Here is a 16,906-nt window from a genome sequence, read left to right on the forward strand (position 1 = left end):
GTCGACGATGACGGACAACGAGCAGATCCGAGCTCTCGAATCGGTGCGGCTGAGCTGGGCACCGACACCCGACGACGTGTGGCGTTCCCAGTCGAACGTGCACGTACCGGGGATGCACGAACGTGTGTTCCTCGAGGTGATGAATGCATACGACGACGCGGACGCCTCGGACGACGCCAGCCCGCTCGGCGTCGTCGTGCGCGGCCCGGCCGGTTCGGGCAAGACGCACCTGCTCGGCCAGGTACGCGAAGAAGTGCAGCTCAAGGGCGGCTACTTCTTCCTGATCAGGTTGCTCGACGCCGCCGGATTCTGGCGCTCGACGCTGATGGGGATGCTCGACGACCTGATGCGTCCGTCCGGCCGCGGATCGGACAGCCAGCTCGGCCTGTTGCTTCGACGGCTCTGCGAGATCGGCGACATCGCCGAGGATCAGCGCGCAAAGATCATGGGCGAGAGCATGATCGACGCGGATACGCTCGACGATTTCGTCACTGCGGTGTACAAGGTTCACCCGCGCCATCGACGGACGTCGCAGCACACGCTGCGCGCGCTCGTGCTGTCCATCGCCCCCGATTCGGCCGTTCAGGATCTGGGCGACGCGTACCTGCAGTCGATCGACGACGTCGATCCCGACGAGTTCTCGACCTGGGGCATCCGCCGGGCCGAGCTCGGCCATCAGGGCATTGCCGAGAACATCTCGCGTCTGCTCGCGATCACCGGTCCGACGATTCTCGCGATCGACCAGATCGACACGCTCGTAGCGCAGTCTCGTACCGGATCGGATCAGGAGTTCGCCGACGCGCAGGAAGACAAGGTCGTCGAACAGCTCGCACACGGCTTGATGTCGCTGCGCGAGACCCTCCCCCGTACTGCGTCGGTGCTCTCCGCGCTGTCGAGCGCCTGGGAACTGATCGCCGCACGGGGGGTCGCCCCCATGCGAGACCGTTTCCGAGTCACTCAGTCGCTCAAGCCGATTCCGTCGTCGGACATCGGACGCCTGCTTCTCGGACGACGTCTGGCGGCGTGCTTCCTCGAAGCCGGGTTCATCCCTCCGCACCCCACGTGGCCGGTTGCGCCCGACGCGTTCGAGCAGGCCCCGGATTTCACTCCGCGCCAGCTTCTCATCGCCGTCGATCGGCACATCAGGCACTGCCTCGACACCGGGGTCGCGTCGGAGTTGGAGAGCTTCACCGACAGCTCCGGTCCGACCGATGCGCCCGACCTGCCCAAGGCGCGGGTCAACGAACTCGACATGCTCGACGATCGGTACAAGCAACTTCGTGAACGGGTCGACGTCTCCGTCCCGTTGCGACCCGACAGCGAGGACTCGATCGTTCCCGCTCTGCTGTCCGCGGGTCTGACGGCGTGGATTCACGAGCATCAGTCGTCCGACGACAGCCTGGCTCAGGATCCGCCCCCGAGCGGCAAGCCTGCACTGCACGCCCGGCTGCGCCACACCGTCGACACCGACACCGACGACGAGGAGCACTGGTGCTTCCGCGCGGTCACGTCCGGCAATGCGCGCGCCGCGCTGGCCAGAGTCGAGCGTGCCGTAACCACGGCTGGACTGCGCGTGGATATGCCGAAGCGGCGACTGATTCTGATCAGGAACGACCCGTGGCCCAACGGAGCGAAAACCGAGCAGACGATCGCGGCCCTGCGCCGCGCCGGGGGCATCGTGATGCCCCTCGGCGACGAGGACCGCCGGGCGCTGGCGGCGTTGTCGATCCTGCTGGCCGAGAACTCCCCCGCACTGACGTCCTGGTTGCTCGCACGCAAGCCGGCACACGATGTCGAACTCTTCGGGGCGGTGCTGCCCGCTGTGAGTGTCGTCGACGACGACACCGCCCTGATCGAAGCCGAGACACCGAGCGTTGCAGCGCAGCCCGCGGTGTCGCGCCGGCCCTCCATCGTGATCGGTGCCGAACTCAGCACCGGCGCGGACGTCGCCGTTCCACTCGAAGCGCTGCGCAAGCACACGGCGATCTTCGCGGGATCCGGTTCGGGCAAGACGGTTCTGATCCGCCGGCTGGTGGAAGAGTGTGCCCTGCAGGGCGTTTCGGCGATCGTCCTGGACGTCAACAACGACCTGGCTCGGCTCGGTACCGCCTGGCCCGAGGACGAGAGGACCTGGCCACCGGGTGACGAGGCCAAGGCAACGGCGTACCTGCGCGACACCGACGTCGTGGTGTGGACGCCGCGCAAGTCCGCCGGTCGGCCACTCAGCTTCCAGCCGCTTCCCGACTTCGCCAGCGTCGTCGGCGACGCGGACGAGTTCGAGTCCTCGGTCGAGTCCGCCTTGGCATCGCTCGAACCGGCCGCGGGTGTCCTCGGCACGTCCCAGAAGGCCAAACACGGTCGAGCAGTACTGAAGTCGGCCCTCGATCAGTTCGGTCGCCGTTCTCGGGGCGGGGATCTGTCGGACTTCATCGACCTATTGGAAGAATTCCCCGAGGACGCGAGCGAGATGCGCGATGCGGTGCGGATCGCCGCCGGACTGGCCGAGAATCTCAAGGCCGCCGCCGCGAACGATCCGATGTTCGCAGGAGCGGGCACGCCGGTCGACCCCGCTGTCCTGCTGACGCCTGCCGAGGGCAAGAAAGCCCGGGTATCGGTGATCAACCTCGCGGGGCTGACCACCGACGAGCAGAAGCAGAGCTTCGTCAATCAACTCCAGATGGGGCTGTTCGCCTGGATCAAGAAGAACCCGGCGGGCGACCGGCCACTCGGAGGACTGTTCGTCATGGACGAGGCACAGAATTTCGCACCGTCCGACCGGAGCACTGCGGCAACCCACAGCACCCTGGCCCTGGCGTCGCAGGCGCGAAAGTACGGACTGGGACTGGTGTTCGCCACACAATCGCCGAAGGGACTGCACAACCGCATCGCCGGCAATGCGTCCACGCAGTTCTACGGCCTGCTCAACAGTCCATCGCAGGTCGAGGCGGCCAAGGAGATGGCGCGGGTGAAGGGTGGTTCGGTTCCCGACGTCGGACGCCTGCCCGCCGGTCAGTTCTACGCGGCGGTGGAGGGCGCAGAATTCCGACGCACCGCCACTCCCCTGTGCCTGTCCTACCATCCGAAGAGTCCGCCGACCGAAGAAGAAGTCATCGAACTCGCACGTTCCTGACGGCGGGCGCCCAACACTGGCACACTGGATTCGATGAAAAACCTCGCTCGCGGGGAGAACTGCCCCGCTCCGACCGGACCCCTGACGGTGACATTGGCCGCTTCGACCTCCGTCGACGTATCCGCGCTGCTGTTGGGGCCGGACGGACGTGTGCGTTCGGACGCGGATCTGGTGTTCTACAACCAGTCGTCCGCGCCCGGCGTCGAGTATCGCCGTACGTCGAACGGCCACCTGCTGATGTTCGACGCCACCGCGGTACCCGCCGGTGTCGATACCGTGGCCGTGGCGGCGTCCCTCGACGGAACGGGACCCGCAACGTTCGCAGCCGCAGGCCCGACGGCGGTGACGGTCTCCGATGCGTCGGGCACGGCCCAGGTCGGATTCACTGCCGATGCGCTCGGCGACGAGAGCGCGCTGGTGTGTCTCGAGTTCTACCGGCGCGGCGAGCAGTGGAAGATCCGTGCCGTCGGCCAGGGTTACGCCGACGGTCTGGCCGGTTTGGCCACGGCGTTCGGTATCAGTGTCGAGCACGACGAGCCGACGCCCGACACTCCGAACGAACCATCCGCGGACGTCATCGCGCCACCCGTGAATTCACCTGTCCATCAAGGAGTTCTGGCCATGAGAAGTGAACTGTTCGCGCCCGCCCACGCCGAGGTTCCCGGTTCGGGTATCCAGAAGCAGGGCAGCAAGATGTGCCGCATCGGGATGAACGGCGACGTGATGGCCCGGGCCGGTTCGATGGTGGCGTATCAGGGCAATCTGCAGTTCGAGGCGAAGGGGTCCGGCGGGATCGGCCGGGCTCTGAAACAGGCGCTCTCGGGCGAGGGTGTCCCCCTGATGAAGGTCACCGGCCAGGGCGACCTCTTCCTCGCCAACGCCGCTCAGGACGTTCATCTCATCGACCTGGACGGCACTGACGGGTTGACCATCAACGGTGCCAACGTGCTGGCCTTCGAGAGCTCACTGAGCTACGACATCAAGCGTGTGCAGGGTGCCGCGGCAGGCGGCAACGCGGGCTTCTTCAACTGTGTGTTCACCGGGCGTGGGCGGATCGCCATCACCACGGACGGAGTGCCGGTGGTGCTGAACGTCGATCAGCCGACGTTCGCCGATCCGCAGGCTGCGGTCGCGTGGTCGTCCTCCTTGCAGACGAGGGTCAAGAAGAACGATTCGTTCGGTCTCGGCACGCTGATCGGTCGAACGACCGGTGAGCGATTCACCCTCGAATTCTCCGGGCAGGGATTCGTGGTGGTTCAGCCATCGGAGCAGCCGCCGGGCGGCCTGGTCGGCGGCAGCGGCAGCGGGGAGCAGGCCGGAGTCGGCGGCGCGCTCGGCGGCTTGTTGGGCAGGTAGGGCCCGCACACCGGAACGCAAAATGCCCGCTCCCAGAAAGGGAGCGGGCATTTGTGTGCAGGTACTACTTGGCCTTTTCGAGAACCTCGACCAGTCGCCAGTGCTTCGTGGCGGACAGCGGGCGGGTCTCCATGAGCTGAACGCGATCGCCTACGCCGGCGTCGCCCTTCTCGTCATGTGCCTTGACCTTGGTGGTACGACGGATGATCTTGCTGTAGAGGGGGTGCTTGACCCTGTCCTCGAGCTCGACCACGATCGTCTTCTCCATTTTGTCGGATACGACGTAGCCGATCCGGACCTTACGGTTGTTGCGCTCTTCAGTCACAGTCTTTTCCTCGCTCATGCCGCGTCACCTGCAGTGTCCTCGGAAGGACCAGATGCCAAGCCGAGCTCACGCTCGCGCAGGACGGTGTAGATGCGCGCGATCTCGTGACGGACGGTGCGCAGTCGACGGTTGTTGTCCAACTGGCCGGTAGCCATCTGGAAACGAAGGTTGAACAGCTCTTCCTTCGACTCACGCAGCTTGGTGACCAGCTCTTCACCGGTGAGCTCGCGGAGCTCTGCGGCTGGGGTTCCGGTAGCCATCAGAACTGCTCCTCCCTGGTGATGATGCGTGCCTTGATGGGCAGCTTGTGGATGGCGCGAGTCAGTGCCTCACGCGCGATGGTCTCGTCGGGGTACGACAGCTCGAAGAGCACACGACCCGGCTTGACGTTCGCGATCCACCACTCGGGCGAACCCTTACCGGAACCCATGCGGGTCTCGGCAGGCTTCTTGGTGAGCGGGCGGTCCGGGAAGATGTTGATCCAGACCTTGCCGCCACGCTTGATGTGGCGAGTGATCGCGATACGAGCGGACTCGATCTGGCGGTTGGTGATGTAGGCGGGCTCGAGAGCCTGGATGCCGTAGTCACCGAATGTCACCTGAGTTCCGCCCTTGGCGGCACCCGAACGCTTCGGGTGGTGCTGCTTGCGGTGCTTGACCCGGCGGGGGATCAACATGCGTCAGCCCTCCTGAGTGGGCTCGGTCGAGGCCGGAGCCTCGGTTGCGGATGCCGCGCGGCCGGCCTCTGTGCTGGTCGCCGTGGTGCCCGAGGCACCGCTGCGACGCGGACGAGTCGGACGCTCACGACGGGGACGGTCTGCACCGGCGGCCGGAGCCGCAGCGGCAGCGAGTTCACGCCGTCCGCCGACGATGTCGCCCTTGTAGATCCAGACCTTCACGCCGATGCGGCCGAAGGTGGTCTTGGCCTCGTACAGCCCGTAGTCGATGTCGGCACGGAGCGTGTGCAGGGGAACGCGTCCCTCGCGGTAGAACTCCGAGCGAGACATTTCGGCGCCACCGAGACGACCCGAGCACTGAACACGAATGCCCTTGACGTTCGGCTGACGCATGGCCGACTGGATGGCCTTACGCATGGCGCGACGGAATGCGACGCGGTTGCTGAGCTGCTCGGCAACACCCTGGGCCACGAGCTGAGCCTCGGACTCGGCGTTCTTGACCTCGAGGATGTTGAGCTGAACCTGCTTGCCGGTCAGCTTCTCGAGAGCTCCGCGGATGCGGTCGGCCTCGGCGCCACGACGACCGATGACGATGCCCGGACGTGCCGTGTGGATGTCCACGCGAACACGGTCACGGGTGCGCTCGATCTCGACCTTCGCGATGCCTGCGCGCTCCATGCCGGTGGCAAGAAGCTTGCGGATCTCGACGTCTTCCTTGACGTACTCCGAGTACTGCTTGTCTGCGTACCAGCGCGACTTCCAGTCAGTGGTGATACCCAAGCGGAAGCCGTGCGGGTTGATTTTCTGACCCACTACTGAGCCCCTTCCTTGGACGCCTGGCCCTTACGACGGTTGCGAGACGTTCCGCCGGTCTTGGGCAGGCTTTCGACGATCACCGTGATGTGGCTGGTGCGCTTGCGGATCCGGAATGCCCGGCCCTGAGCGCGCGGCTGGAATCGCTTGAGGGTTGCACCCTCGTCTACGAATGCAGTGGCGACGATCAGCGTGCTGGGATCGAGATCCAGGTTGTTCTCGGCGTTGGCCGCTGCGGACGCGATCACCTTGGCGACCGGCTCGCTCGCTGCCTGCGGCGCGAACTTGAGGATGTTGAGCGCGTCCTCGACGGAGCGCCCGCGAACCAGATCCACGACGCGACGTGCCTTCATCGGCGTGACGCGAACGTGCTTCGCTACGGCCTTGGCAGTCGGATTGGCGGTGGGGGTGAAGTTGGTCATCGCCTCTTCGCCTTCCGGTCGTCCTTGATGTGACCCTTGAACGTGCGGGTCGGTGCGAACTCCCCGAGCTTGTGGCCGACCATGGAGTCGGACACGAACACCGGTACGTGCTTGCGACCGTCGTGGACGGCGAAAGTGTGACCGATGAAGTCGGGCAGGATTGTCGATCGACGGGACCAGGTCTTGATGACCTGCTTGGTTCCCTTGTCGTTCTGGACGTCAACCTTCGCGAGGAGGTGATCGTCTACGAACGGGCCTTTCTTCAGGCTGCGTGGCATTCTGAACTCCCTCCTAGCGCTTGTTCTTGCCGGTACGACGACGACGGACAATCAGCTTGTCGCTCGCCTTGTTCTTGCGGGTACGGCCTTCCGGCTGTCCCCAGGGGCTGACCGGGTGGCGTCCACCGGAGGTCTTGCCCTCGCCGCCACCGTGCGGGTGGTCGACCGGGTTCATCACGACACCACGAACGGTCGGGCGCTTGCCCTTCCAGCGCATGCGGCCGGCCTTGCCCCAGTTGATGTTCGACTGCTCGGCGTTGCCGACCTCGCCGACGGTTGCGCGGCAGCGCACGTCGACGCGACGGATTTCACCGGACGGCATACGCAGCGTGGCGTAGGGGCCTTCCTTACCGAGGAGCTGGATGCTCGCTCCGGCGGAGCGAGCCATCTTCGCGCCACCACCCGGACGGAGCTCGACCGCGTGGATGGTCGTACCCGTCGGGATGTTGCGCAGGGGCAGGTTGTTGCCGGGCTTGATGTCGGCGTTGGCACCCTGCTCGATCGGCGAGCCCTGGGCGATGCCCTTGGGTGCGACGATGTAGCGCTTCTCGCCGTCTGCGAAGTGCAGCAGTGCGATGTTCGCGGTGCGGTTGGGGTCGTACTCGATGTGAGCGACCTTGGCCGGCACGCCGTCCTTGTCGTTGCGGCGGAAATCGATGAGACGGTACGCACGCTTGTGACCGCCACCCTTGTGCCGGGTGGTGATGCGACCGTGTGCGTTACGTCCACCGCGACCGTGCAGCGGGCGGATCAGCGACTTCTCGGGGGTCGAACGCGTGATCTCAGCGAAATCGGAAACGCTGGAGCCACGACGGCCCGGGGTTGTCGGCTTGTATTTACGGATTGCCATGAGTCTTCTCGTCCTCTATATCCGAAGAGTCCCAGTCGCTTACGCGACCGGACCTCCGAAGATCTCGATGGGCTTGCTGTCGGCGGAGAGCGTTACGAGCGCGCGCTTGGTGTCCTTGCGCTTGCCGTAACCGAACCGGGTCCGCTTACGCTTGCCCTGACGGTTCATCGTGTTGACGCTGGTCACGGTGACGTCGAAGATCTTCTCGACGGCAATCTTGATCTGCGTCTTGTTCGAGTCCGGGTGCACCAGGAACGTGTAGGTGCCTTCTTCGATCAGTCCGTAGGACTTCTCGGAGATGACCGGTGCCAGCAAGATGTCGCGGGGATCGGCGATCGTGGTCACTTGCTTGCCTCCTCGTTCTTTGCAGGCCCAGCGATGAAGGTGTTCAGCGCTTCCACGCTGAAAACGACATCATCGGCGTTGAGCACGTCGTAGGTGTTGAGCTGGTCGGGTGCAATGGGGTGCACGCCGTCCAGGTTCTGAACGCTCTTCCAGGCTGCGATGTCCTCGCGGCCGACGACGAGCAGGACCTTCTTGCGGTCCGAGATCTCGGCGAGGAACGTCTTCGCGCCCTTGGTGGACGGAACCTGTCCGGCAACCAGTTCGGTGATGACGTGCAGACGCTCGCTGCGGGCCCGATCGGAGAGGGCTCCGCGCAATGCGGCTGCCTTCATCTTCTTGGGGGTCCGCTGGCTGTAGTCGCGCGGCTGCGGTCCGTGGACCGTGCCACCGCCGACGAACTGAGGAGCGCGGGTCGAGCCCTGACGAGCGCGGCCGGTGCCCTTCTGCCGGTACGGCTTCTTGCCGCCGCCGCGAACCTCGCCACGAGTCTTCGTGGAGTGGGTTCCCTGACGTGCAGCTGCCAGCTGTGCGATGACGACCTGGTGCAGCAGCGCGATGTTGGCCGGAGCGTCGAAGATCTCCGCGGGGAGATCGACGGTGCCGTTGGTCTTGCCGCCGGCTTCCTTGACATCGAGCGTCAGCTTGGTCTCGGTGTTCTTCTCGAGGCTGGTCATGCCCGTGCACCACCCTTCAATGCAGACTTGACGATCACGACGTTGCCGCGACGGCCCGGGATCGCTCCCTTGATCAGCAGCAGACCGTTCTCGCTGTCCACCTTGTGGACCGAGAGGTTCTGCGTCGTGACGCGGTCGCCACCCATACGTCCGGACATGCGCATTCCCTTGAAGACGCGACCGGGTGTTGCGCAGCCACCGATGGATCCGGGGCGACGGTGCACGGCCTGTGCGCCGTGGCTCGCGCCCTGACCCTTGAAGCCGTGACGCTTCATGGTTCCGGCGAAGCCCTTGCCCTTGCTGGTGCCGGTGACGTCGACGTATGCGCCGTCCTCGAACACTGCAGCGGTGAGCTCCTGGCCGACCTCGAACTGCGAGGCGTCGGCTACGCGAATCTCCACGATGTGGCGACGCGGCGTGACACCTGCCTTCTCGAACTGGCCGGTGGTGGGCTTGTTCACCTTGCGCGGGTCGATCGCACCGAATGCGACCTGGACGGCGCTGTAGCCGTCACGTTCCTGGGTGCGGATCTGGGTGACCACGTTGGGGCCTGCCTTGATCACGGTCACCGGAACGACGCGGTTGTTCTCGTCGAAGACCTGGGTCATTCCGAGCTTGGTGCCCAGAATTCCTGTCGCAGGCCGGTTCTTGTTATCAGTCATCGTTGTCTCCGCGCTCACTGGATGTTGACGTCGACACTAGCCGGGAGGTCGATGCGCATGAGCGCGTCCACCGTCTTCGGTGTCGGGTCGAGGATGTCAATGAGCCGCTTGTGAGTACGCATCTCGAAGTGTTCGCGCGAGTCCTTGTACTTGTGCGGCGAACGGATGACGCAGTACACGTTCTTCTCTGTCGGCAACGGCACCGGTCCGACGACGCGGGCACCCGTACGGGTGACCGTTTCGACGATCTTGCGCGCTGACGCGTCGATCGCCTCATGGTCGTAGGCCTTGAGCCTGATGCGGATCTTTTGTCCCGCCACGCTTAGTGTCCTTTTCTTGCCGCTTGGTCGTAGAACGGGCCGTTCGGCCTGCTCCACCTCGTCTGCACAGTCCCCGAGCCGGGGGAATCCCTCCGACTCGAACTGCCTTCGTGCTCACACGACAGTGAAAAACGTTGACGACCAGGCGTGGCCTGATTCCGTTGCCGCTCTTCATCTGTCATGGTTCTCCGGTCCACGCGGTCGGGCGTGTCGCGATTCCGCTCATTCTTCTGCGTTGAAACTTTCGCTTCAACCATCCGAATCGAACGAAATCCGCACCGATCGAGCTGGTGTACCGGACGCGCTCACGTGGAGCGCTGGTCTCATGTTCTTGCTCAGTCGACTTTTCGGCCGACTCACCTGTTTCAGGCCGCACGCAAGCGCGTCCCGTGTCCAGGCAACCCGACCAGTATGCCGCAGACCGGGCAGCAGATCAACTCGGGGCCGAGCGATTGCTACCGCGCTACCTTACCGAGCAGTAAGGTAGCGCCATGACCACCGTTGAGAACACCACCGGCGCGACCTATCGCGCCTGGTCGAAGCTACCGAACAACACTGTCGGGTCCACACTCTTCTCCGTCGGCATGTGCCTGCGGGTTCCGTACTTCGCATCCGTGCTGCCCCGTGTCGTCGCGCTCGAGCCGGGACGCTGCGAGGTCACCGCACCCAAGTGGTTCGGCATTCGGAACCACCTGGGCACCTTCCACGCCATCGCCGCCTGCAACCTCGCCGAGGTCGCCATGGGCATGCTCGCCGAAGCGACCGTCCCCACCTCGCACCGCTGGATCCCCAAGTCCATGACGGTTCAGTACCTGACGAAGGCCACCACATCACTGCGCGCCGTCGCCGAACTCGACGAGGTCCCCGATTTCGGGACGATCACCGATGGAATCGACATCGTCGTACCCGTCGCGATCCGAGACACCGCGGGCATCGAAGTGGTGCACGCGGACATCACCATCTGGGTCTCCGCGGCGTCCCGTTGACATACTCGACCGATGAACTCGGCACAGCAGACTGAACCCGACGACTCGGTCGTGGTGGTCGGTGGGTCCGGAGCCGTCGGCCGTCTGATGGTCGACCTGCTGCGTGGGGACGACGTACCCGTGACTGTCGTCGACCTGCACGACGGTCGCGACCCCGCCTTCCCGATCACGGTCGGAAACATCACCGAGCCCGACGAACGGCTCGCTTCGGTGCTTGCACGTGCTGCGACGGTGATTCTGGCGGTGCCCGAATCGGTGGCGCTTGCAGCGGATCTGTCGGCCGTACGCTCCGACGCCCTTCTGGTGGAAACCCTGTCGGTGAAGTCCGGGTTCGCCCGCCATCTGGACGGCGCCGATCGTCTCGGTGCGGCCCTGGGCATCAATCCCATGTTCGCTCCGTCGCTCGGAATGGCCGGACGCCCGGTCGCAGCCGTCGTGCACCGACAGGGCCCGCCGGTCGACGCCTTCCTGGAGTGCATCACGCGGTGGGGTGGTCGAGTGGTCGTTCTCGACGCCGCGCGCCACGATCGCCTCGCCGCCGCGACGCAGGCCATGACGCACGCGAGTGTGCTGGCGTTCGGCCTCGCGCTGGCCGAACTGGATCTTCCGTTCGTCGAGATCGACGCCGTTGCGCCTCCCCCACACACGACGATGCTCGCAGTCCTCGCTCGGATCACCGGCGGCGAACCCGAGGTCTACTGGGATGTTCAGGCCGGCAATCCCCACGCCGCCGAGGCCAGGGCGGCCCTACGTCGGGCCGCTCAGCAGGTGAGCGAGACGGTGGACTCCGGTTCCGAGGCCGAGTTCGCTCGGATGCTGACCCGGGCAGAGGCCGCTCTGGGCGGGAGCGAGGATCGGTATCGGGCGGTGTGCGCGGAGATGTTCGGTATCGTTCGAGGTAGCAGTGGTAACCGATGACCACGAGTACGAGCGCGGAGGCGAGGCACACGATGTTGGAACAACCGTCGTTGCCGGAGTTCGACTCCGACGATGTCGTCGAGAGTGCGGTCGTCGCTCGGTTGGCGAAGAACTGGTCGCAGCGCGCGACGGTGAAGAAGCCCGAGCCCGAGCTGGACGATCTGTTCGACGTGGCCAAGCAGGATTTCCCCGACCCCCTGATCCCGTTCGGCGAGCACGACACCTTCACCGGTGCCACTCCCGAGCAGCAGGATCGACTGCGTGCCTGGGGTTGGATCGCGTTCAACAAGAACGTGATGGACGTCGAGCAGCACGTCGTCCATCCCGGTTTCGCTCTGTTGGCGCAGGACGTGTTCGAGACGGGGATGGGTGACACCCTCGCGGTGGCGGTGACCCAGGCCATGGTCGACGAGCAGTACCACACCTTGATGCACCTCAACGCGAGCGCAGCCACCAGGCGCGGACGCGGCTGGGCTCTGTCGGAACGCTCACTGCCGTTCAGCTCCACTGTGCGCAGGCAGCGTGCGGCTCAGGCGAACAGTGACGACCCCTGGTCGGCCGCGATCAGCTCGCTCGCGTTCATGACGGTTGCAGAGATCTCCATCACCTCGTATCTGGACCTGATCGAGGACGACGACGTCATTCAGCCCATCAACCGGGCAACCGTCAAGCTGCACAACCGCGACGAGTACTGCCATGCGTCGATTGCCGACGATATGGCCGCGATCGTCTTCGACCGACTCGGACCCAACGACCGCCAGCAGTTCCTGAACGGTCTCGTCGACGGCATGGACGCGTTCTCGAGCAGCGACTTCTCCACCTGGGGACGCATTCTCGAACTCGAGGGCATCCGAGGTGCCGAGGAAATGCTCGCCGACGTAGAGCAGGACAAGAGTCGCCGTGCACTCGTCCAGGACTACAGCGGGCTGCGGTCGTTGTGCCGAAAACTCGACGTCGAGGACAGTATCGATATCGACTGGGGCTGACTCCAGAGCTCTCCGGGCAGCGGCCCGCGGGTAACATTCTCGGAGGTTTCCCGTATCAAGTAGTGGCCCTTCACTCCATGAGTCCGGTCCCACCATTCGCCCCAACAGCTCGGAGATTCGATGTCGTCAGCTCAACACGCAGCCGTACACGTGGAGGACGTTCACAAGTCCTTCGGCGATGTGCAGGCGTTGCGCGGCATCAGCTTCTCCGCCGAGCGGGGAACGGTTCTGGGCATTCTCGGCCCGAACGGTGCAGGCAAGACGACGACGGTGAAGGTGCTCTCCACCCTGATCGCACCCGACCGGGGCCGGGCCTTCGTTGCGGGTCACGATGTCGCGGCCGACGCTCCGGCAGTACGCCGCTCGATCATGATGACCGGGCAGTACGCAGCCCTCGACGACACACTGTCCGGCCGCGAGAACATCGAGCTCTTCGGTCGTTTGATGGGTCTGGACAAGAAGGCCGCGAAGGCGCGAGCCAAGGCACTGCTCGACGAGTTCGACCTCTCCGACACCGGTAAGCGCCCCGTGCGTGGCTACTCGGGCGGTATGCGTCGCCGGATCGACATCGCCTGCGGCCTCGTCGTGCGGCCGGAGGTCGTGTTCCTGGACGAGCCGACCACCGGACTCGACCCCCGCAGTCGGCAGGGTGTCTGGTCGTTGGTCGAGGCACTCAAGGCGCAGGGCATCACCGTGCTGTTGACGACGCAGTACCTCGAAGAGGCCGATGTTCTGAGCGACAACATCATCGTCATCGACAAGGGCACGGTCATCGCAGAGGGCACCTCGGACCATCTCAAGGCCATGACCGGCGGCAGCTACTGCGAGGTGGTTCCCCTCGATCCCGGGCAGCTGCGCGCGGCCGCCGAAGCATTGGGCGACATGGTCCCACCTGCGGTGCACGCCGAGATCACTGCTGCCTCGGACCGGCTCTCCGTTCCTGCCCCCGACGGCGCAGCCACGCTGTCGGAGATCCTGCGGCGCATCGACGCACAGGGCATCGTGTTGGCCGACATCGCTCTCCGCCGTCCGTCGCTCGACGACGTGTTCCTCACACTCACCGGGCACTCGCAGACGAGCACCACACCATGACGGCCACGACGCGAGGCGTAGCCGGTTCGCAGGCGAGGTCCGTGCAGCGGACCGACGTCGGCTCGACGGCTCAGCAGCCGAAGCGCCGGTCGAGGACGAAGCCGTCGGGATTCGTGCAGTGGCAGGCCCTCACCGGGCGTGCGCTGTGGACCATGCTGACCAAGGGTGAGTTACTGATCGCGGTCATCGCCCCGCTGATCTTCACCATCGGCTTCTACCTACCACTCAAGTTCGTGATGGGCCTGCAAGGGATCAACTACGCCCAGTTTCTGATGCCGATCATCGTGCTGCAGGCCATGGCGTTCACCGCTATCTCAGCCGCGCAGAGGGCATCGACGGAGGCGATGAGCGGCCTGAATTCTCGTTTGAAGACGATGCCCGTCGTACGCGGTGTCCCACTGGTGTCACGAATCTCGAGCGGAGTAGTCCGCTCGTTGGTGTCGCTCGTATCCGCCCTCGGTTTCGGTTATGTCATCGGTTTTCGCTTCACCGCGGGGTTCGGACAGGCCCTGTTGTTCTGCGCACTCGCCATGCTGATCAGCACCACATTGTCGATCGGTGCCGATGCGATCGGAACGCTGTCGAAGAGTCCCGAGGCAACCAGCCAGGTACTGACCCTCCCCCAGCTCATTCTGGGTATGGCCTCGTGCGGGTTCGTTCCGGAAAGTGGTTTCCCAGAACTGATCCGCCCGTTCGTACGCAACCAGCCGATTTCGCAGTTCTCCTTCGCGATGCGGGACATGGCCGAAGGCGGAGTCAGCTTCCAGGTGTTGTGGCCGTCGCTCGCGTGGGTGGCCGGCTTGATCCTGTTCTTCGTACCGCTCGCCATCTGGGCGAGCTCCAGGCCAGAGTGACGAGTCGGAGATGACGATGTCCGAAGCGTCGGTGAGCACCACCCGCGTGTCGAGCTTGACCTTTCCCGAACCCAACATGGTCCTGGGCGAGAGGTCCGTCCGTGCTCTGTGGACCCACAGCCTGATCCAGGCCAAGCGACTGTTGATGCGATGGATGCGCGATCCGTCGACGATGATTCAGGCGTTGCTGTACCCCGCCTTGATGCTGGTCATGTTCCGCGTCGTACTCGGCAACTCGATTTCCGCGGCGACCGGATCGCCCGCGATCTACGGCCAGGTGCCGATGATCGCCCTCGTCGGAGCCATGTTCGGATCCATCGTCAGCGCGGTCGGACTCAAGGGCGAGGTAAAGTCGGGTTTGTTGTCGCGGTTCTGGACAACGCCCACGCACCGTGCCGCCGGACTGCTGGGCAGAATGATCGCCGAAGCCGTTCGAGTTCTCGTCACGACCCTCGTCATCACCACTGCCGGTGTGGCCTTGGGATTCAGATTCACCCAGGGAATCCCGGCCGGCATCTTGCTGATGTTGGTGCCTGTCGTATTCGGTATCGGGTTCGCGGTGATGATCACATTCCTGGCCACTGTCGCCGGCGATGCACCCCTGGTCGAGGTCGTGTCGATATTCGCGACGCTGCTCATGTTCTTCAACGCCGGCTTCGTACCCGTGCTCGCCTACCCGCCGTGGCTTCAACCGGTCGTCGCGGCACAGCCGATGTCGGTCGCGGTCGATGCAATGCGAAACCTGGCAATGGGTGGTCCGGTCCTGACGCCGGTGTTGCAAACTCTTGCGTGGTCACTCGGAATGGCAGTCGTGTTTCTGATCCCCGCAATCCGCGGCTACAAGAAGGCATCTTCGGACGGCTGAAAGGGGTTCACACCCGATTGCTTTCGGACCGGCCCCCTCCCCGCTCGGGATATGTCTTTGCGCACCGTGAACCGCAGCGCGAACCTCTGTAGAGCCTTCTGTTTCTGCTGACAAGTCGACTATCGACAGTGAGCAGGCGTTGTCGACCATTTCCCAGCCAGTAAGGACTTAAAAGGTCAGCTGGCACCTGTGAATGGCAGACCGCAGTGTCGAACACCCGGTATTCAGATGGTTGACAAATTGACCAACTAAGTGAGCATTATCACATTACAGCGGGTACACAACTCGCCTACCAGTAGTTCGGCAATTGACCAAAAGGACGCTCGCAGTAAAAATGTTACGGTTCTGTCAACCACATGCTAAAGCTGACGTCGTCCGACGCGGCGAGCTGAATCGGAAAGAGGCCATGGCGATTACACCCCGAGCCGCGCGAATTCTCTGTGCGCTCGCAGCAGCGTTTGCCATGATCCTCTCCGGACAAACCATCGCGTCCGCCGATCCTGCCGCTACCCCTGCACAGTTCCCGACAGTCGAGGGGACCAACGACTTCGGCTGCGTCCCCAGCCCCGAGCATCCTCGTCCCGTCGTTCTCATTCACGGCACCAAAATGGACGCCACGACATGGACGATCCTGGCCCCTCAGCTCATCGAACAGGGTTACTGCGTGTTCGCGCCCAACTACGGCGCGGTCGGACTGCTCTTCGAACCCGGCAAGATTGTTTGGGGATCGGGCGACATACCCGAATCGGCACGCGAGATCGGCGGCTTCATCGATCGAGTTCTGACCGAAACAGGAGCCTCACAGGTCGACATCGTCGGACACTCGCAGGGCGGAATCGTAGCCAGGCAGTACATGAAGTTCGACGGAGGAACAGATCCCGCCGACCCCGCTCGCAACAAAGTCCACAGCCTTGTCACCTTGGGCGCGACAAACCACGGAACAACTTTCGGTGGACTGCAGGAGTTGGCAAAGCTCGTCACCTCACTCGGACTGCCCGGTGACGCCATCACACCCTTGACGTGGAACATGGCCGGTGCCCAGCAACTCGTCGGCTCTCCGGTTCTGGTCAATCTCAATGCCGGTGGTGATGTGCTGCCCGGAGTCGACTACACGGTGATCGCCACTCGTGACGACACGATCTCTACCCCGCCCGAGCTGACCTTCCTACGCACGGGCGATACGGAGTCGGTGCACAACGTGTGGGTGCAGGATGTCTGCCCCGCCGCCACCACTACCCACGTCGGTCTCGTCACCGACCCGGTACCGAACAACATGGTACTTTCCGCACTCGACCCGGAGTACGCCGCAACCCACACTGCAGCTTGCTGATCACCCCCGATCACCTCCCCCACC

General features: G+C 64.3%; 20 protein-coding genes. 9 read left to right on the forward strand and 11 right to left on the reverse strand.

Annotated features, from left to right (window positions below; all coding sequences use genetic code 11):
• Positions 1 to 7 precede the first annotated feature (7 nt).
• Positions 8 to 3,130, forward strand: a complete 3,123-nt coding sequence (locus CH251_RS03285) for an ATP-binding protein (protein ID WP_094611937.1) — start codon at positions 8 to 10, stop codon at positions 3,128 to 3,130.
• A gap of 33 nt (positions 3,131 to 3,163) precedes the next feature.
• Entirely contained in the window at positions 3,164 to 4,486 is a 1,323-nt protein-coding gene (locus CH251_RS03290) for an AIM24 family protein (RefSeq protein ID WP_094611813.1), read from the forward strand.
• A gap of 64 nt (positions 4,487 to 4,550) precedes the next feature.
• Here the strand turns inward: CH251_RS03290 and rpsQ are convergent, their stop codons facing one another.
• Genes rpsQ through rpsJ form a run of 11 tightly spaced genes read right to left on the reverse strand, consistent with a single transcriptional unit; the run spans position 4,551 to position 9,851 of the window.
• Positions 4,551 to 4,829 carry a 30S ribosomal protein S17 gene (gene rpsQ, locus CH251_RS03295; RefSeq protein ID WP_032397542.1) on the reverse strand — a complete coding sequence of 93 codons (279 nt, stop codon included), beginning with the start codon at positions 4,827 to 4,829 and terminating at the stop codon, positions 4,551 to 4,553.
• Entirely contained in the window at positions 4,826 to 5,071 is a 246-nt protein-coding gene (gene rpmC / locus CH251_RS03300; protein WP_027496314.1) for a 50S ribosomal protein L29, read from the reverse strand. Before rpmC ends, rpsQ begins: the two co-directional genes overlap by 4 nt.
• Positions 5,071 to 5,487 (reverse strand): 50S ribosomal protein L16, encoded by a 417-nt coding sequence (rplP, locus tag CH251_RS03305; protein WP_027496313.1) that lies wholly within the window; start codon positions 5,485 to 5,487, stop codon positions 5,071 to 5,073. Before rplP ends, rpmC begins: the two co-directional genes overlap by 1 nt.
• A gap of 3 nt (positions 5,488 to 5,490) precedes the next feature.
• Positions 5,491 to 6,300: a 30S ribosomal protein S3 gene (gene rpsC / locus CH251_RS03310; RefSeq protein WP_027496312.1), complete on the reverse strand. Its 810-nt coding sequence runs from the start codon at positions 6,298 to 6,300 to the stop codon at positions 5,491 to 5,493.
• The gene (rplV, locus tag CH251_RS03315; protein ID WP_037188319.1) at positions 6,300 to 6,722 is read right to left on the reverse strand and encodes a 50S ribosomal protein L22; all 423 of its coding nucleotides are present in this window, start codon (positions 6,720 to 6,722) and stop codon (positions 6,300 to 6,302) included. Before rplV ends, rpsC begins: the two co-directional genes overlap by 1 nt.
• Positions 6,719 to 7,000, reverse strand: a complete 282-nt coding sequence (gene rpsS, locus CH251_RS03320) for a 30S ribosomal protein S19 (protein ID WP_008718309.1) — start codon at positions 6,998 to 7,000, stop codon at positions 6,719 to 6,721. Before rpsS ends, rplV begins: the two co-directional genes overlap by 4 nt.
• A gap of 13 nt (positions 7,001 to 7,013) precedes the next feature.
• Positions 7,014 to 7,850, reverse strand: a complete 837-nt coding sequence (gene rplB / locus CH251_RS03325; RefSeq protein ID WP_008718311.1) for a 50S ribosomal protein L2 — start codon at positions 7,848 to 7,850, stop codon at positions 7,014 to 7,016.
• 39 nt (positions 7,851 to 7,889) lie between these two features.
• Positions 7,890 to 8,195 carry a 50S ribosomal protein L23 gene (gene rplW, locus CH251_RS03330; protein ID WP_027496310.1) on the reverse strand — a complete coding sequence of 102 codons (306 nt, stop codon included), beginning with the start codon at positions 8,193 to 8,195 and terminating at the stop codon, positions 7,890 to 7,892.
• Positions 8,192 to 8,869 carry a 50S ribosomal protein L4 gene (gene rplD / locus CH251_RS03335; RefSeq protein ID WP_008718317.1) on the reverse strand — a complete coding sequence of 226 codons (678 nt, stop codon included), beginning with the start codon at positions 8,867 to 8,869 and terminating at the stop codon, positions 8,192 to 8,194. The genes rplW and rplD overlap by 4 nt, the downstream gene beginning before the upstream one ends.
• Positions 8,866 to 9,531 (reverse strand): 50S ribosomal protein L3, encoded by a 666-nt coding sequence (gene rplC / locus CH251_RS03340; protein ID WP_027496309.1) that lies wholly within the window; start codon positions 9,529 to 9,531, stop codon positions 8,866 to 8,868. Before rplC ends, rplD begins: the two co-directional genes overlap by 4 nt.
• Before the next feature lie 14 nt (positions 9,532 to 9,545).
• Positions 9,546 to 9,851 carry a 30S ribosomal protein S10 gene (rpsJ, locus tag CH251_RS03345; protein WP_003938093.1) on the reverse strand — a complete coding sequence of 102 codons (306 nt, stop codon included), beginning with the start codon at positions 9,849 to 9,851 and terminating at the stop codon, positions 9,546 to 9,548.
• A gap of 491 nt (positions 9,852 to 10,342) precedes the next feature.
• Between rpsJ and CH251_RS03350 the strand changes: the two genes are divergently transcribed.
• From CH251_RS03350 to CH251_RS03380, 7 genes are all read left to right on the forward strand, one after another.
• Positions 10,343 to 10,837: a hotdog fold domain-containing protein gene (locus CH251_RS03350; protein WP_094611814.1), complete on the forward strand. Its 495-nt coding sequence runs from the start codon at positions 10,343 to 10,345 to the stop codon at positions 10,835 to 10,837.
• Between the two features lie 12 nt (positions 10,838 to 10,849).
• Entirely contained in the window at positions 10,850 to 11,755 is a 906-nt protein-coding gene (locus tag CH251_RS03355; protein ID WP_094611815.1) for a prephenate dehydrogenase dimerization domain-containing protein, read from the forward strand.
• A gap of 32 nt (positions 11,756 to 11,787) precedes the next feature.
• Positions 11,788 to 12,741 carry a diiron oxygenase gene (locus CH251_RS03360; protein ID WP_094611938.1) on the forward strand — a complete coding sequence of 318 codons (954 nt, stop codon included), beginning with the start codon at positions 11,788 to 11,790 and terminating at the stop codon, positions 12,739 to 12,741.
• Between the two features lie 120 nt (positions 12,742 to 12,861).
• Complete coding sequence (locus tag CH251_RS03365; protein WP_094611816.1) at positions 12,862 to 13,833, forward strand: ATP-binding cassette domain-containing protein; 972 nt, start codon at positions 12,862 to 12,864, stop codon at positions 13,831 to 13,833.
• Positions 13,830 to 14,687 carry an ABC transporter permease gene (locus tag CH251_RS03370; protein WP_094611817.1) on the forward strand — a complete coding sequence of 286 codons (858 nt, stop codon included), beginning with the start codon at positions 13,830 to 13,832 and terminating at the stop codon, positions 14,685 to 14,687. Before CH251_RS03365 ends, CH251_RS03370 begins: the two co-directional genes overlap by 4 nt.
• A gap of 10 nt (positions 14,688 to 14,697) precedes the next feature.
• The gene (locus CH251_RS03375) at positions 14,698 to 15,552 is read left to right on the forward strand and encodes an ABC transporter permease (RefSeq protein ID WP_094611818.1); all 855 of its coding nucleotides are present in this window, start codon (positions 14,698 to 14,700) and stop codon (positions 15,550 to 15,552) included.
• 406 nt (positions 15,553 to 15,958) lie between these two features.
• Positions 15,959 to 16,882: a triacylglycerol lipase gene (locus CH251_RS03380; RefSeq protein WP_094611819.1), complete on the forward strand. Its 924-nt coding sequence runs from the start codon at positions 15,959 to 15,961 to the stop codon at positions 16,880 to 16,882.
• The last annotated feature ends 24 nt before the right edge of the window (positions 16,883 to 16,906 follow it).

The sequence above is a fragment of the Rhodococcus sp. 06-462-5 genome (assembly GCF_002258315.1).
GTDB lineage: Bacteria > Actinomycetota > Actinomycetes > Mycobacteriales > Mycobacteriaceae > Rhodococcoides.

Bases quoted from the DNA above. Each gene is read 5' to 3' on its own strand.
- CH251_RS03355 (WP_094611815.1), top strand. From the start codon at position 10,850: ATGAACTCGGCACAGCAGACTGAACCCGACGACTCGGTCGTGGTGGTC.
- CH251_RS03285 (WP_094611937.1), top strand. From the start codon at position 8: ATGACGGACAACGAGCAGATCCGAGCTCTCGAATCGGTGCGGCTGAGC.
- CH251_RS03375 (WP_094611818.1), top strand. From the start codon at position 14,698: ATGACGATGTCCGAAGCGTCGGTGAGCACCACCCGCGTGTCGAGCTTG.
- rpsQ (WP_032397542.1), bottom strand. From the start codon at position 4,829: ATGAGCGAGGAAAAGACTGTGACTGAAGAGCGCAACAACCGTAAGGTC.
- rplC (WP_027496309.1), bottom strand. From the start codon at position 9,531: ATGACTGATAACAAGAACCGGCCTGCGACAGGAATTCTGGGCACCAAG.
- rpsS (WP_008718309.1), bottom strand. From the start codon at position 7,000: ATGCCACGCAGCCTGAAGAAAGGCCCGTTCGTAGACGATCACCTCCTC.
- rpmC (WP_027496314.1), bottom strand. From the start codon at position 5,071: ATGGCTACCGGAACCCCAGCCGCAGAGCTCCGCGAGCTCACCGGTGAA.
- rplV (WP_037188319.1), bottom strand. From the start codon at position 6,722: ATGACCAACTTCACCCCCACCGCCAATCCGACTGCCAAGGCCGTAGCG.
- rplP (WP_027496313.1), bottom strand. From the start codon at position 5,487: ATGTTGATCCCCCGCCGGGTCAAGCACCGCAAGCAGCACCACCCGAAG.
- CH251_RS03370 (WP_094611817.1), top strand. From the start codon at position 13,830: ATGACGGCCACGACGCGAGGCGTAGCCGGTTCGCAGGCGAGGTCCGTG.
- rplD (WP_008718317.1), bottom strand. From the start codon at position 8,869: ATGACCAGCCTCGAGAAGAACACCGAGACCAAGCTGACGCTCGATGTC.
- CH251_RS03380 (WP_094611819.1), top strand. From the start codon at position 15,959: ATGGCGATTACACCCCGAGCCGCGCGAATTCTCTGTGCGCTCGCAGCA.
- rplB (WP_008718311.1), bottom strand. From the start codon at position 7,850: ATGGCAATCCGTAAATACAAGCCGACAACCCCGGGCCGTCGTGGCTCC.
- CH251_RS03360 (WP_094611938.1), top strand. From the start codon at position 11,788: ATGTTGGAACAACCGTCGTTGCCGGAGTTCGACTCCGACGATGTCGTC.
- CH251_RS03350 (WP_094611814.1), top strand. From the start codon at position 10,343: ATGACCACCGTTGAGAACACCACCGGCGCGACCTATCGCGCCTGGTCG.
- CH251_RS03290 (WP_094611813.1), top strand. From the start codon at position 3,164: ATGAAAAACCTCGCTCGCGGGGAGAACTGCCCCGCTCCGACCGGACCC.
- CH251_RS03365 (WP_094611816.1), top strand. From the start codon at position 12,862: ATGTCGTCAGCTCAACACGCAGCCGTACACGTGGAGGACGTTCACAAG.